The organism is Providencia sneebia DSM 19967 (genome assembly GCF_000314895.2).
In the GTDB taxonomy this organism is placed as follows: Bacteria; Pseudomonadota; Gammaproteobacteria; order Enterobacterales; family Enterobacteriaceae; genus Providencia; species Providencia sneebia.
On sequence record NZ_CM001773.1, the window covers coordinates 149,755 to 164,690 of the forward strand.

Here is a 14,936-nt window from a genome sequence, read left to right on the forward strand (position 1 = left end):
AGCCCACCTCCGTGAGGAGGTGGCATACGGAAAAAACGTTAAAGGATTTTTTCAGTTAAAAACCAACCAGCAAGGCTTTCACGTTTTTGTTGGGTAGGTAATACCTCATGAGGAAACTCTTCGGACATAAAAACAATCATTCGCCCTGCTACTGGCTCTAGCTGAAATAATTGATTGTCCTGTTGGTCATAGACAACTAATTCACCACCATCCCCCGCTTTCCAATCCTCATTCATATAAACGACCGTGGTCACTTTACGTTTCCCCAAGCCTTGAAAATTATCAATATGCTTTTTATAAAATGCACCATTGGGATAACGGCAAAAATGCGTCTCAAAATCGCGCAACCCCATATAACATTGGCAATTTAATTCTTGGCGAATCGACTCCATTTTTTCTAGATAATCCACAATAGGTTTCCCCATTTCAGACTCTAACCAAATAGTTTGATCGCCACGAATTGCCTTATTACCTTGCAGTGTATCCTGATGACCAATTCGTGCATCTTGCAATGTATCAGGGATACAATTTTTAATTGCCTGCATTTCTGACGAGGTCAGAAAATCGTCCCACACATACCAACCTTGTGTGGAAAGTGAATCAATAAATTTATTTAATGACATGATTAATACTAGAAAGGTGACTCGGTATAATTTTATACGATGAAATGTAGAAAAGTGAAAATTAAAAACTTAAATCTTGAGGATTAAACTATCATATCAAAAGATATTCTTGTCGAGAGATAAACAAAAAATCAAATAATTACATTTAGAATAATATTAATTTTATTATTTATGTCAGATATTATCATTTAAGGGCTATTTCCTTGCCTTTAAATCAAATTAAGATGCATTCAAAATAAAAAAACTCCAGTAATTAATTGATTTAATTACCAGAGTCTAATTCGTATATTGGCAGACTTACTTAAAAATCGTTAACAATAAAATTTAGATATTTTCTAATCGTGCATAAGCAGCAACTAACCACTTAATACCTTGACCTTGAAACGCAATTTGCAGACGACAATGCTCTCCATTGCCTTCTAAATTAATAATCGTGCCTTCACCAAATTTAGGATGAAGTACACGTTGCCCTAATGCATAACCTGAATCATTCTGGCTAACTGGCGTACCAAGGCGCTGATGATTTACTGGCCGTGAAACAGTTGCCCGTAAACGAACCTCTTCAACACATTCAATGGGTAATTCAGCAATAAAGCGCGAAGGTCGATGGTAAACTTCTTTACCATATAAACGGCGATTTTCTGCATAAGTGATCGTTAGCTTTTGCATTGCACGGGTGATCCCAACATAAGCTAAACGACGCTCCTCTTCTAAACGACCGCTTTCATCCAGCGACATCTGGCTTGGAAACATCCCTTCTTCCATTCCCACAATAAATACAATTGGGAACTCAAGACCTTTTGCCGAATGTAACGTCATCAATTGAACAGCATCACGACTTGCATCAGCCTGCCCTTCACCGGATTCGAGTGCCGCATGAGATAAAAATGCCTGTAGTGGCATTAAATCTTGATCTTCATCTTGATAACTAAAATCACGCGTTGCATTAACCAACTCTTCTAAGTTTTCAATACGAGCTTGGGCTTTTTCGCCTTTTTCCTGCTCATACATTGCACGTAAGCCAGAATTATTGATAACACGGTCAGCCTGTACATGTAACGGCATTTCTTGGGTTTCTTTTGCTAAGGCGTCCACCAGCTCTAAAAAACGCTCAATTGCTGCCGCAGCACGCCCACCAAGGACTTGCTCACGAAGTAAGTACTCACAACTTTCCCATAATGTTAATTTTTGATCACGTGCCGTTTGACGAACTGTATCTAAGGTTCTGTCACCAATACCGCGTGTTGGCGTATTGACCACGCGCTCAAAAGAGGCATCATCATTGCGATTTGCAATCAATCTTAAGTAAGAAAGCGCATCTTTGATCTCTTGCCGTTCAAAGAAGCGTTGGCCGCCATAAATACGATATGGAGTAGCACTTTGAATAAGGGCTTCTTCAAGCACACGAGATTGAGCATTACTGCGATATAAAATGGCACAATCTTGTAAAGCGCCACCATTTTCATTCCACTGTCTGATCCTGCCGACGACATAACGCGCTTCATCTAATTCATTAAATGCACAATATAAAGAAATCGGTTCGCCATCACCATCTTCTGTCCACAGATTTTTCCCTAATCTATCACTATTATTCGCAATTAAGGTATTTGCCGCTTTTAAGATATTATTTGTTGAGCGATAGTTTTGTTCGAGGCGAATAGTTTCCGCACCCGGAAAATCATTGAGAAAACGCTGAATATTTTCAACTTGAGCACCGCGCCAACCATAAATTGATTGGTCATCATCGCCCACAATCATCACTTTTCCTGTATCACCCGCTAATACGCGGATCCATGCATATTGGATGCTGTTAGTATCTTGGAACTCATCCACAAGAATATTGGTAAAACGCTCACGGTAGTGCTGTAACACATGGGGCTTATTCAGCCACAATTCATGAGCGCGTAAGAGTAATTCAGCAAAATCAACTAAACCTGCGCGGTCACAGGCTTCTTGATAAGCTTGATACACTTTTAGCCACGTTGCTTCAACAGGATTACCATAGCATTCGATATGCTGAGGACGTAAGCCTTCATCTTTTTTGCCGTTGATGTACCACATTCCTTGACGCGGAGGCCACTGCTTTTCATCAAGGTTCATCGCTTTTAATAAGCGACGGATCAAACGATACTGATCATCACTATCAATAATTTGAAAATCTTGTGGTAACCCAGCATCCATGTAATGTTGGCGTAATAGCCGATGCGCTAATCCATGGAATGTGCCTATCCACATACCACCTTCACTGGAACCAATCAATTGATTGATACGATGGCGCATTTCTGCTGCGGCTTTGTTGGTAAAAGTCACTGCCATTATAGAAAATGGTGACGCGTGTTCAACTGACATCAACCATGCAATTCTATGCACTAACACGCGAGTTTTACCACTTCCCGCACCTGCTAGAACTAATAAGTTAGTACGCGGAGCAGCAACGGCTTCACGCTGTTTATCATTAAGACCTTCGAGCAGATAAGAGACGTCCATAGTTACCATCAAAGCAGAGCAGTATTCAAGGCATACCTGAACACTGTATTTTTATACAGAAAATAATTATACCAGCGACAAAAGAGAATCCAACTGGGAAATTTCGACATGTGGCAACAAACGGACATCTTTTTCATCCATCAACGTTCTGTTGCCTGTATTAATCCAGCAAGCTTGCATGCCACTGCGAATAGCGCCTTCCACATCAGTAATTAAGTTATCACCAACATGCAAAATAGCTTGCGGTTCAAGGTTAAGCTTTTGTGCCGCTAACCGATACATATCACAATAAGGTTTTGAGCGCCCATCAGGACCCGCTTTTAATACAAATTGAAAATATTGTCCTAAACCACAGGCATCAGGTTCCGCATTACCATTAGTAATCGCAACTAACGGCATTTTTTCCACAAGTTTAGCAAGTGTTTCATGTGTAGAAGCCGGTACATCTATTTGATTTCGCCAATACGCAAAGTTCGCCATCACATCATCTGCGCTTTTTTGCGCCTCTTCACGATGATAACCATAATGACAAAACATCATTTTTGCTGCCAACCAGCGCCAACGAGTGACATCATGGCAAATATTGGGTTCTTGCTCTGCAACCATTTGACGAAAGGCTGACAAATTTTCATCAGTAAAATGGCTGAATTTAGGATCATATTCTCGGACAAAACGTAATACTTCCTCTTCCGTTTTATCAATGACGGGATGGTTGTTATATAAAGTATCATCCAAGTCAAACGTAATGGCTTTAATTGGTGATAACGGGCGATAAAAATGCATTAAGATTTCTCCCTTTTCGCTCGGGGATGAGCCACATCATAAACATTTGCAAGATGTTGAAAATCAAGGTGGGTATAGATTTGAGTGGTTGATAAATTTGCATGGCCGAGCAGCTCTTGTACACCACGTAAGTTACCGCTTGATTCAAGAATATGTGTTGCAAATGAGTGGCGTAATTTGTGTGGGTTGATGTGGCTATTCACGCCTTGTTTTATACCCCATTGTTCAAAACGTTTTTGTACATTACGGTTAGAAATGCGTTTACCACTTTGGGTTGAAATAAATACAGCACCATCTTCTGGCTCATATAACTCACGCATATCCAACCAACGTTTTAACCAAGTGACCGCGGTTTTACCCAATGGGATTTTGCGCTCTTTACTGCCTTTACCCATCACTCTGACTTCACCCATTGCGAGATCTAAATGACGGACATCTAACCCAACTAATTCTGATAAACGTAAGCCTGCACCATACATCACTTCTAACATTGTTCTGTCACGAACAACTAATGGATCGCCACTATCCATATTTAATAATTGTGAAACTTCATCAACGTCCATATTTTTTGGTAGACGCTTTTTGGCTTTTGGGGCACGAACTGATTTCACTGGATTCGCAGGTAATTCACCCTGCTGTACCATCCAATCACAAAAACTTCTTAGTGAAGACAAACGTAGCGCCATACTCGCCGCTTGTAAACCTGTACGACGGCTTTTTGCCGCAATATTACGCGCTTTGATAATATCAAATTGCTGCCATTCACTGACGTTTAAGTCAGTTAGCATGTCAACAACCGTTGTCAATTGCCGCCGATAATTCGTTACCGTGACGGGGCTGAGCCTACGTTCAACTTGTAAATAACGTAGAAAAGCGTCGACTTGGATCATCAGCGCTTGTGGCTCAGAAGTTATAGGCGTTCTATACATCGGCATAATAGCTCCGGTATCATTTGAGCGACCTTTTCGAGCATGACTGATCCCATTCCTTGCTGATAATGGTCGCGGTCACGACTGGTAAAAATCACCATACCAGATTCACCATGGTGACCAAATAGCGTTATTGCTACAGAGCCAACATTCGTCGCTTCAGGTAACAGCAGTTGTAATTCTTGGCCATTTAAATGACCTAAATAATAAGATTTATCACCAAAACGTTGGATCCGCATGAATTCAAACGCAGAACGCGAAATCACCAGCTGCTGCGCATTTAATGGGGCTGACACTCGCCAACAATCGCTAAATAGCCGTACGGAGCCACTTGATAGGCCAAGTTTTTTTGACCAACGGTTCAAGCGAAGCAACATATCTTGCAAGCTGTCTGCGTTTGACAGTTCAATGACTAAATAGAGCAATTCATCAAATAATTGACCATTTTCATGGGCTTGTTCAACCATGAAACGGATATCTTGTTCAAGTTGCTTGATTTTTAAACGTTGGCGATTCATCACCAATTCAGGAAGCGAAATCGCTCCCTGTATGGCATGTGGGATCGGAATGTGTTCAACAAGGGAAGCATTGCGGATAAAAAAGTCTGGTCTTCCCTGTAAGTATTTCACCACTTGACGTTCATCGAGCTGATAAACATCATCTAGTGCTATCTCTGGCTTATCCATTCTTATCCTCTTGAACAATGAACAAAGATTAAAACTGGAGAACTCCATCATAAACATGACTTGCAGGGCCAGTCATATATAAAGGCGTGCCTGGACCTTCCCAACTAATATCCAGCGATCCACCGGGTAAATCAACTTTGACTCGACTTGCCAGTAAACCTTGTTGAATACCAATGGCAACCGCCGCACAAGCCCCGCTACCGCAAGCTTGGGTTTCACCCGCTCCTCGCTCATAAACGCGTAAACGGATATGATCCGCACTGACAATTTCCATAAAACCAATATTAGCACGCTCAGGAAAGCGTTCATGACTTTCAAGTGCTGGCCCTAATATTTCAACCTCAGCAGTTTGCACGCTTTCCACTTGGATAACACAATGTGGATTACCCATAGAAACTGCACCACATAACACTGTACGTTCTTGAACGCGAATAATATAGGTCTTTTCCGCTTTCACTGCTCTAAATGGGATTTTCTGCGGCTCAAATTCAGGTTCGCCCATATTCACACAGACGTCACCATTATCATTAATCGTCAAAACCATGCGACCCGCTTGGGTACTGACTTGAATTTTTTGTTTATTAGTTAGCCCTTTTAGGCGCACAAATCGTGCAAAGCAGCGCGCGCCATTGCCACATTGAGCAACTTCACTGCCGTCTGCATTAAAAATACGATAATGAAAATCTAGCTCAGGATCATAAGGGGCTTCAACTAATAATAGCTGATCAAAGCCAACCCCTGTATGTCTATCTGCAAGGCGGCTAATTAATTCGGGGGAAAAATAGACATTCTGAGTAACGCCATCCACCACCATGAAATCATTTCCTAAACCATGCATTTTAGAAAATTGCATATTCCGCTCCATATCAGCAAATTACTGTTGGGTTGATACTGGTGAGTGCACGGCATCCTTATCAGCTTTAGGCTCTACATCTGATGTCTTAGGTGATGTAGCCTGCTCTTCTGGTGGGAAATAAAGAGGACCTTTTAAACCACAGCCAGATAACGTAAACAAAATAATTAGTGCAGAGAGTCCAATTAAACTTTTTTTCATCATGTTTCGCCTGTAATACGAAGAGCTATCCCGAAAATAATTCAAGTTGCATATTGGTATCAAGTGACGCAATTCCTACGAACAGCCCATGAGCCACAATAAACGACGTGATCCGGTAAGCTAAGGCAGATAACAGCAAGCTTGAAATATAACAGGTATCAATATAGTGAACAGAATAGCAGGGCTACCCTTGCAAATCACTACTGTTCATGGCTTGTCGTGTAATTTTATTTTTGATGAGTTATTTTATGAAGGTGATGCCGATATTGATTGTGAAACAACGGCGGTATCATGACATTAAACTTTGAGAATGGCAGTAAAATCATTATCAGCAAGAAAGAGCCTTGCCACTCACTTTAGTTAGCCACTAAAGGAGGAAGCTATCATTATGATTATAAAAACAATAATGAGCTTTTTGGCTGTTCTGGTGAGTAATTGACTAATATGCTAGCTCAAACTATTGCCACACAACGTGGTGAACTTTTCTCTTTTGGTTAGCAAGAACAGGTTAAGAATAATGGGCATGCTGCTGCGGTGGTTGCTCAATAAGATTTGGGCTAACTAATTTATCTTCTGCAATATCAAACGGCCATGTTCCTTCAGAGAATGGAATAACCTGACTTTTACCCTGTTGTTTCACGATTTGATAAAACTGTGGCAAGTTAAAATTAATAAAGCTCGAACCGTAAGTAAAGCGGTCATGAGATGAAGAGTAAAAGCGGCTCACATCACGAACAAGTTCCTCTTTAGAACCTTCACAATGTGAATAGATTTCAACGCGATTTGCTTCATCTAAAACGTAAATGTTGAACCCAGTGTTATCGTCGGTATTTTCAAAGAAAAACTGCACAATACCTTCACTGGCATAACCATCAACTACCGCAGGTAACTGGTTATCTTCTTTAGTCGTGAGTTTTACTGGCCAGCCATGCAGTTTGTTATGTGAAATTGCACCATAAAACTCAATCGCATTCTCCAATTTTTGAACTGACACATTCAGTCGTTCAAAAAATAAGCCCCAAGTTTGCCCTGCAATGCGCAGAGCTTTAAAACGGCCAGGCTCATGGCGATTGCTCGATAAACGCAATTCAACACATTCTGAAACCAGTTGTTGGACTCGAGTACGGATCAATCCACGTAAATGCTTGCTATAGCAGAAAACCTCAACTGCATCTGGTGGCGCTGCATCTTGATGCATTTTCCCTAGAATCGTTTTTAGTGCTTCTAGCATGCATTGTTCGCCACTAAAATGAAGCGTACGCACCTCATTCCACGAATTACGGTACAGCAGATCGATACTGCTCACTAAGCAGCGCTGCTCTTCGCCAAAGCTAAAAACATCTAACTTTTTAAAGTCAAAATGGACAACTTGCTCTGAATAAATCTGAGTAAAATCTTGTTCTAAGTTGACAATTATGGCGAGGTGGCGAATTTCACAAGGACTATATAACGCTTTCGGGGTTGGTGCGGGTAATCTAATTGGGAAGTGACCTGAAACATCATGCATTAACTCAAGTAGTTTTTTCTCATCACATTGAGATTGACCATTGTACATATAGACTTGAGTACTTTCAGTTAACAGCCCATTAAAATATGCCCATGCCACCAGCTTATTTAAATAGCGGTTATATTCAAGCGGTTGATGACCAATAATGGCTTCAATATTAGGTGCTTGATTATAAAGATACCAACCACTGCGATTAGCGCGCCCAGCAGGCACATACACAAAAGTAAGATGTTGTTCACTTAAATCCGGTGAAATCTGCGGATTAACCAAAGTGACTTTACCCGGAAGTGCTTCAAAAGCTGCATATAATTTACGGGTCAATACCCCAATATCTTGTGGGCTAGCACTGACGCTTAAATTATTACGACGAGCAAAACGAATCAGGTTACGGTAACTTTGCATCATCGTATCAAGTAATTCATTATGAGCTTCGCGTACACGCTCTATTTTCCATTGATTTCTTGAATCCAAAATAGCTAAACGTTCAGCATCCCAGCCCCATGATTCCACAAGTTGAGAAAGTACATCCCGGCGCCAGCCAGAACAAGCCGTTCTATTTTGGTCATCTTCAGAGAGTTTTTCACATACTTTTAAGTAGAAGCAACGGCGGATTAAATCAAGGCGAGTCGTGTCATTAATTTCGACAAGGTAACGGGTAACGCGTTCTAACATTAAACAATAAGAATCAAGACCATAACAAACAATTTCTCCAGCTTGAAGATGGCGTTTAAATTCTAATGCGAGGAGTTTACCTTGCGGATAATCCCATGAATAGGATTCTAATAAGATACTTTTCAGAACTGCTTTATAAGGTGAATCAACACTTTTGTACAACTGCCACAAGCTCGCACCAAAGTATTCTGCGGCTGATAGCTCACCTAAACCACCAAGGTCAAGCCACTCATTTGGTGTTAATACACCTTGCGCATATAACCCCATAACATATTCATCATAATGAGATTCTTCATCAACCGGCACCATGTTCCATAGTAAGCGCTTACCTGCCATGCGAACAGCCGTGCGATAGAATTCATCAAGCAATAAAATATGCTGTGTTGAACCGCAATCTTCTCCGCCAATATGACCGCTAGCATGATGACGAAAACGATTTTCATCAATGAGAAAAACCGTCACATCAATACCAAGCGCTGAGGCCCATTGTTCTATTAATGTACATTTTTTCTGGAGTAAACCTTTTTCTTCATTATCAAGCCAAGAAGGATGACATACCCAAATATCAATATCTGAGCAGCGACTTTGCCCTATTGATGAAGTGCTTCCCATCGAGTAAATGCCAGTAATAGGTAACTCACCATTGGCTGGAACTTTGTGCGGAAGGTATTTTTCAAACTGAGTAAGCCAGCTTTGTTGTTCGCTATCAGGAATAAAAAAGCACACGCCGTGGGGAACGTTTCCTTCAATATATCCGGGGATCATTGGGTGATTATAATGAAACAATACAGGCAGCAGGCTGTAAACCTTACAGAAGGTTTCATCCATAGACGCAGTCGCGCGATCTAACCGAAGCTGATTTATTGCGTCTAGTCTTTGCTTTAAAGTTTCAATATAGAGATACAAGGGATACGCCTGACTGAATAGAAAAACAAATCTGGGATAAACCCAGTACCCAACAAAACACAATAGATATAAGTATCTTTTAAAAATTTTTCACTTAGATTGTCAGAAACGTGATCAATTTAACACCTTGGAGCAAAAGGGTAAAGTAGATCACATAATTTAATCTGTGTATTTTTGATACAGATTAAATTTCAACATATTGTATAAAAAGACTTTTTATTTTTTATACCCGATAAATACCCCTTGTTTATCAATGGTGTAATACGGTAAGTATTCATTTGCCCTGAAAATATCTTTTTTTGATGTTATAAATCAAATTCGCATCACGCCTGAGCTTGCTCGTTTCACCATAAAAGTGACCTCCATCGCGGAAAATACCCATTATCAACCGCACAATAAGCTAAAAATCATGATGAGTTTCCCGTGTTTTATTCATCCTAAATAGCCACTTTATATTCGCCAATAAGATGTAAATAAGTGGGGTTCTCTGGCTCTAACTGGAAAATGCACGACTAAAATGTTAAAACTAGGGATAATTATATGGTTAATTTGTGGCAAATTGTGCCTAAGAAAACAGAGAAATGACATCAACAGATATTGTCCGTATCGCGACACGTAAAAGCCCATTAGCTATGTGGCAAGCTAACTTTGTAAAAGCTAAATTAGAGCAATTACATCCTAATTTACAAGTCGAGCTCGTGCCAATGGTCACGAAAGGTGATGTTATTCTTGATACACCATTAGCTAAAGTAGGTGGCAAAGGGTTATTTGTCAAAGAGTTAGAACTTGCTCTATTAGAAAAAAGAGCGGATATTGCCGTTCATTCAATGAAAGATGTTCCGGTGGAGTTCCCTGAAGGTCTCGGATTAGTCACTATTTGCGAGCGTGAAGACCCGCGGGATGCTTTTGTTTCTAATCATTTTGATAGCATTGATGCACTTCCTGCCGGCAGTATCGTCGGTACATCTAGTTTACGCCGTCAGTGCCAGCTAAAAGCGTTACGCCCTGACCTTATCATTCGTGATCTACGCGGTAATGTGGGAACGCGCCTATCTAAACTGGATAATGGTGAATATGATGCCATTATTCTCGCTGCGGCAGGATTAAAACGCCTCGGATTAGAAGAACGCATCCGTGTCGCCTTGGAGCCGGAGCAATCCTTACCCGCGGTTGGGCAAGGTGCTGTTGGTATTGAATGTCGCTTAGATGATGAGCGCACTCGCCATCTTTTAGCAAAACTCAATGATGATGCCACTTCTCTATGTGTGCTTGCTGAGCGCGCAATGAATATGCGTTTGGAAGGTGGCTGCCAAGTTCCTATTGGCAGTTATGCCATTTGGCGTGATGGACAAATTTGGCTACGCGCCTTAGTGGGTTCACCTGACGGGAGTCAGGTAATTCGTGGTGAACGATGTTCTGATCCAGAAAATGCATATCAAGCAGGGATTTCTCTTGCCGAAGAACTGTTGGATAACGGTGCTCGTGAAATTCTTGAAAAAGTTTATAAAGGAAACATTTAAGGATGAAAGTGCTTGTTACTCGGCCTGAACCTGCTGGCATAGAGTTAGCTTCAATGCTCAATACAAGAGGTCATGAAGCTTACGCTTTACCGCTTATCAGCATTGAGCCGAGTGCAGAATTAACCTTGCTGAGCTCGAAACTGAATCAGCTTGATAAACATGATTTAGTGTTTCTTTTATCCAAAAATGCAGTCTGGTATGCAAATTTAGTCCTTCAACAAACAGGACGCAACTGGTCAGATAAGCTATTCTACTATGGTATAGGTCGTTCAACTGGCCGTTATTTTCAAGAAATGACAGGACTCCCAATCCGCTGGCCTGAGTGCGGCGAAACGAGTGAGGCATTACTTAGCCTTCCTGAATTACAATTTCTTGAAGGTAAACAAGCGCTTTTATTACGCGGTAATGGCGGAAGAGAACTTCTTGCTTCAACGTTGAGGTCAAGAGGTGCTCAAGTTGAATATTGTGAATGTTATTCAAGACACCCTGTTTTCTATGATAAAACAGAATTTAATCAACAGTGGATGAATATTAACATTACCGATATTGTGGTGACCAGTGGACAAATATTAACCCAATTAAACTCATTAATTGCTGAGAATACAAAAGAGTGGTGGTTTAGCCGCCGTTTAATGGTTGTCAGCAAACGAATTGCAGACCAAGCCCGCCAATATGGATGGCAAAGGGTCTGTGTGGCAAATAGCGCAGATAATAATGCTTTATTAGAAGCATTACTCTCAACCGACATGGGATGCTAATTTATGACGGAACACAATAAATCTACCGAGACGGTCAATAATGAAGCCGCGACAGGTTCACAAACCGAGCCAAAAACTCAGCCGTCTTCGGAACAAAAACGTTCTGGTCTTATCGGCAGTGTCATTGCTATCGCGGTGATCATCGCTATTGGTGGTGGTATCTATTATTTCACTCAACAAAATAATGCAAAACTCGTCAATGAAAACAACGAATTAAAGCAACAAATGAGTGAACTTATTGAACAACAAAAAATTGATAGACAACGTTTAAATGCTTTAATTGATGCACAATCTGAAAGCAAATCACATGCTAAAGAATATGAAGAGCAGCTCAACCGCCGCATGCATGAATTACAAGCGCATGTTAATGCATTATCAAGTTCAGATGTCAAAAATTGGTTATTGGCTCAAGCGGACTTTATGGTGAAAATGGCAGGCAGAAAACTTTGGAATGATCATGATCCGATGACTGCGGCAGTTCTATTAAAAAGTGCTGACTCAAGTCTTGCTGAGATGAATGACCCAAGTCTGCTTGATATTCGCAAATCTATTACTCATGATATTGCGAATTTATCAGCAATTAATCAAATTGATTATGACGGCATTATTTTACGTCTCAATCAATTGAGTAACGAAGTTGATAACTTGCGCCTTGCTGATTTAAATAGCGGCGATGCAAAAGCAGATGAAAGTACTGAAGTTTCAGACAATATTGATGATTGGAAACAAAACCTCGCACGTAGCTGGAAAAATTTCACCAATGATTTCATTACAGTACGTGCTCGCGATGGCTCCGAAGCACCTTTATTAGCCCCTAATCAAGATATCTATCTGCGTGAAAATATTCGTTCTCAATTGCTGATCGCGGCACAAGCCGTACCGCGTTATCAAGAAGAAACCTATAAACAATCTTTAGAACAGGTTTCTACGTGGGTTCGTGCTTATTTCAATGTTGAAGCACCTGAAACTAAGGCTTTCCTTTCTGAAGTTGACCAACTGATTGATCAACCTATTGCAACAGAGATGCCTGACGCTCTAGAAAGCCAAGCGAAATTAGAAAAAGTCATGCAAACTCGCGTGCGTAATTTACTCTCCCAATCAAAAGACAGTGCTCCGGCACCGGCTGCTGTCGTAGAAGAACAGCAACCTAGCAAAGAAGATGTTAAAGAAGCAGAGAAAGCTGAAACTCAACAATCTGCGGCTCCAGTTGCTGCACCTGCTAGTCAACAGAAGGGGTCATTATGATTAAGATATTAATACTCTTCATTGTATTGATTGCCGGGATCATCTTAGGTCCAATTATGGCGGGTCATCAAGGTTACGTTTTTATCCGTACAGATGATTACGATATTACAACCAGTGTGACTAGCCTTGTGTTGTGCTTTATTATCTTGCAGTTTATCTTGCTCTTTTTGGGCTGGTGTTATCGCCGTTTTATGAGCACAACATCCCGAACTAAAGGGTGGATGAGTGGCCGTAAATATCATAAAGCGCATACGCAAACACAAAAAGCATTACTTAAGCTAGCTGAAGGTGACTTTGATCAGGTGGAAAAATTAATGAGCAAACATGCTGATTTTTCACAACAACCTGTCATTAATTATCTTCTCGCCGCAGAAGCAGCTCAACAACGCGGGGATGAATATCGGACTCACCAATATCTTGATAAAGCAGCTGAAGTGGCAGGAAATGACCAGCTCCCTGTCGATATTACCCGAGTTCGAATTCAACTTGCAGAAGGCGAAGTTCATGCTGCACGCAACGGAATTGATAAACTCATCGACCAAGCACCAAGACACCCCGAAATTTTACGTCTTGCCGAACAAGCCTATTTACGTTCCGGCGCTTATCAAACATTGATTGAATTATTGCCTGTCATTGCAAAAGTCCAACTCCATACGGAGGATGAGCTAGAAGCGTTGAGATTAAAAGCTTATAAAGGTTTAATGAATCAATATATGGCTGAAAGCGGTAGTGATGGACTACAAAAATGGTGGAAGTCTCAACCTCGTAAAATTCGCCAAGAAATCGCCTTACAATCTTTCTTAGCTGAACATTTAATTGAATGTGATGATATGGACAGCGCTGAAAAGATTATTATTGGCGGCTTAAAACAGCAGTATGATGAGCGCTTGTTATTATTAGCACCAAGACTGCGTAGTGATAACCCTGAAGCGCTTGAAAAAGTGTTAAAACAACTGCTGAAACAAACAGGCGCAACACCTCTTTTGAACAGTACGCTTGGACAAATTGCACTACATCATGCCCAATGGGAACAAGCAGAGACTTATTTCAAAGCGGCCCTTGCCCAACGTTTTGATGCTCATGATGCTGCATGGCTTGCAGATGCGCTTGATAAGTTACATAAAGCTGAAGAAGCGGCAAAAATTCGCCAAGAAGCATTGTTGCATTCTCTGCAAAAAGAGCGTTCATAATCTAGCACTTTTGCAATCGCTTTCATCAAGCGCCACCAAACGGGTGGCGCTTTTTTTGAAAGGCAGTATCTATTTAAAGCCCTTTAATTTCATCTTTCTTTCACTACTCGCTTCAACTTTTATCTATTCCATAAATTAAAGCATGATTAATATATTTTATATTTATCAATAAAAGAGAGTTTTTAGTTAATGATTATAATAATACCGACCAATTTATAATTATATATTTATCAAACAAACACCACATATTGATAATCGCAAAAAGCGAAAAAAACCTATTTTCGCCTAACCTCAAACAAAATGGCGCTGGCTATGTAATAAGACATTCACATAGTGTATAAATGATAGTAACTCTAGATGATTTAAACGAACTCAGGATATCAATATGAATGTAATTAAAACTATCTGGCGCTGGATAATCGCAACACCTAACCGATTACAGATATTTTTTGATCTTATTCTTTTAATTCTATCACCCTTTATATTTATCTCAGTGATTGGCTTTAATACTGAAGATTTGAATAAAGATATCTTTATTATTACATTCATTATTCTTTGCTATACCTACATCACCCG

General features: G+C 40.5%; 13 protein-coding genes. 5 read left to right on the forward strand and 8 right to left on the reverse strand.

The window, feature by feature from the left end:
- Positions 1–38 precede the first annotated feature (38 nt).
- The 7 genes from OO7_RS00705 to lptM form a co-directional block, all read right to left on the reverse strand.
- Positions 39–623 carry a 2OG-Fe(II) oxygenase gene (locus tag OO7_RS00705; protein ID WP_008914044.1) on the reverse strand — a complete coding sequence of 195 codons (585 nt, stop codon included), beginning with the start codon at positions 621–623 and terminating at the stop codon, positions 39–41.
- Between the two features lie 324 nt (positions 624–947).
- A complete protein-coding gene (gene uvrD / locus OO7_RS00710; RefSeq protein WP_008914045.1) occupies positions 948–3,110 on the reverse strand; it encodes a DNA helicase II in 2,163 nt (720 codons plus the stop codon).
- Positions 3,111–3,176: 66 nt separating this feature from the next.
- A complete protein-coding gene (gene yigB / locus OO7_RS00715) occupies positions 3,177–3,893 on the reverse strand; it encodes a 5-amino-6-(5-phospho-D-ribitylamino)uracil phosphatase YigB (protein ID WP_008914046.1) in 717 nt (238 codons plus the stop codon).
- Positions 3,893–4,822: a tyrosine recombinase XerC gene (gene xerC / locus OO7_RS00720; RefSeq protein WP_008914047.1), complete on the reverse strand. Its 930-nt coding sequence runs from the start codon at positions 4,820–4,822 to the stop codon at positions 3,893–3,895. Before xerC ends, yigB begins: the two co-directional genes overlap by 1 nt.
- Entirely contained in the window at positions 4,804–5,508 is a 705-nt protein-coding gene (locus tag OO7_RS00725; RefSeq protein ID WP_008914048.1) for a DUF484 domain-containing protein, read from the reverse strand. The genes xerC and OO7_RS00725 overlap by 19 nt, the downstream gene beginning before the upstream one ends.
- A 28-nt stretch (positions 5,509–5,536) precedes the next feature.
- Positions 5,537–6,361 (reverse strand): diaminopimelate epimerase, encoded by an 825-nt coding sequence (gene dapF, locus OO7_RS00730; protein ID WP_008914049.1) that lies wholly within the window; start codon positions 6,359–6,361, stop codon positions 5,537–5,539.
- Between the two features lie 21 nt (positions 6,362–6,382).
- Positions 6,383–6,562, reverse strand: coding sequence for an LPS translocon maturation chaperone LptM (lptM, locus tag OO7_RS00735; protein WP_008914050.1), 180 nt, complete (start codon positions 6,560–6,562; stop codon positions 6,383–6,385).
- A 166-nt stretch (positions 6,563–6,728) separates the two neighbouring features.
- Here lptM and OO7_RS17580 point away from each other — a divergent pair, with 166 nt between their 5' ends.
- On the forward strand, positions 6,729–6,857 hold the full coding sequence (locus tag OO7_RS17580; protein ID WP_419177234.1) for a hypothetical protein: 129 nt from the start codon (positions 6,729–6,731) through the stop codon (positions 6,855–6,857).
- Positions 6,858–7,070: 213 nt separating this feature from the next.
- Here OO7_RS17580 and OO7_RS00740 read toward each other — a convergent pair whose 3' ends face one another.
- Entirely contained in the window at positions 7,071–9,647 is a 2,577-nt protein-coding gene (locus OO7_RS00740) for a class I adenylate cyclase (RefSeq protein ID WP_008914051.1), read from the reverse strand.
- Between the two features lie 581 nt (positions 9,648–10,228).
- Here OO7_RS00740 and hemC point away from each other — a divergent pair.
- The 4 genes from hemC to hemY are packed head-to-tail and all read left to right on the forward strand — an operon-like array spanning position 10,229 to position 14,360.
- Positions 10,229–11,167 (forward strand): hydroxymethylbilane synthase, encoded by a 939-nt coding sequence (gene hemC / locus OO7_RS00745; RefSeq protein ID WP_008914052.1) that lies wholly within the window; start codon positions 10,229–10,231, stop codon positions 11,165–11,167.
- Positions 11,168–11,169: 2 nt separating this feature from the next.
- Positions 11,170–11,925 (forward strand): uroporphyrinogen-III synthase, encoded by a 756-nt coding sequence (locus OO7_RS00750; protein ID WP_008914053.1) that lies wholly within the window; start codon positions 11,170–11,172, stop codon positions 11,923–11,925.
- Positions 11,926–11,928: 3 nt separating this feature from the next.
- The gene (hemX, locus tag OO7_RS00755) at positions 11,929–13,170 is read left to right on the forward strand and encodes a uroporphyrinogen-III C-methyltransferase (RefSeq protein ID WP_008914054.1); all 1,242 of its coding nucleotides are present in this window, start codon (positions 11,929–11,931) and stop codon (positions 13,168–13,170) included.
- The gene (hemY, locus tag OO7_RS00760) at positions 13,167–14,360 is read left to right on the forward strand and encodes a protoheme IX biogenesis protein HemY (RefSeq protein WP_008914055.1); all 1,194 of its coding nucleotides are present in this window, start codon (positions 13,167–13,169) and stop codon (positions 14,358–14,360) included. The genes hemX and hemY overlap by 4 nt, the downstream gene beginning before the upstream one ends.
- Positions 14,361–14,936: the final 576 nt, after the last annotated feature.

Excerpts from the sequence above, each read along its gene's own strand:
- OO7_RS00705 (WP_008914044.1), bottom strand. The coding sequence starts at position 623 with ATGTCATTAAATAAATTTATTGATTCACTTTCCACACAAGGTTGGTAT.
- uvrD (WP_008914045.1), bottom strand. The coding sequence starts at position 3,110 with ATGGACGTCTCTTATCTGCTCGAAGGTCTTAATGATAAACAGCGTGAA.
- yigB (WP_008914046.1), bottom strand. The coding sequence starts at position 3,893 with ATGCATTTTTATCGCCCGTTATCACCAATTAAAGCCATTACGTTTGAC.
- xerC (WP_008914047.1), bottom strand. The coding sequence starts at position 4,822 with ATGTATAGAACGCCTATAACTTCTGAGCCACAAGCGCTGATGATCCAA.
- OO7_RS00725 (WP_008914048.1), bottom strand. The coding sequence starts at position 5,508 with ATGGATAAGCCAGAGATAGCACTAGATGATGTTTATCAGCTCGATGAA.
- dapF (WP_008914049.1), bottom strand. The coding sequence starts at position 6,361 with ATGCAATTTTCTAAAATGCATGGTTTAGGAAATGATTTCATGGTGGTG.
- lptM (WP_008914050.1), bottom strand. The coding sequence starts at position 6,562 with ATGAAAAAAAGTTTAATTGGACTCTCTGCACTAATTATTTTGTTTACG.
- hemC (WP_008914052.1), top strand. The coding sequence starts at position 10,229 with ATGACATCAACAGATATTGTCCGTATCGCGACACGTAAAAGCCCATTA.
- OO7_RS00750 (WP_008914053.1), top strand. The coding sequence starts at position 11,170 with ATGAAAGTGCTTGTTACTCGGCCTGAACCTGCTGGCATAGAGTTAGCT.
- hemX (WP_008914054.1), top strand. The coding sequence starts at position 11,929 with ATGACGGAACACAATAAATCTACCGAGACGGTCAATAATGAAGCCGCG.
- hemY (WP_008914055.1), top strand. The coding sequence starts at position 13,167 with ATGATTAAGATATTAATACTCTTCATTGTATTGATTGCCGGGATCATC.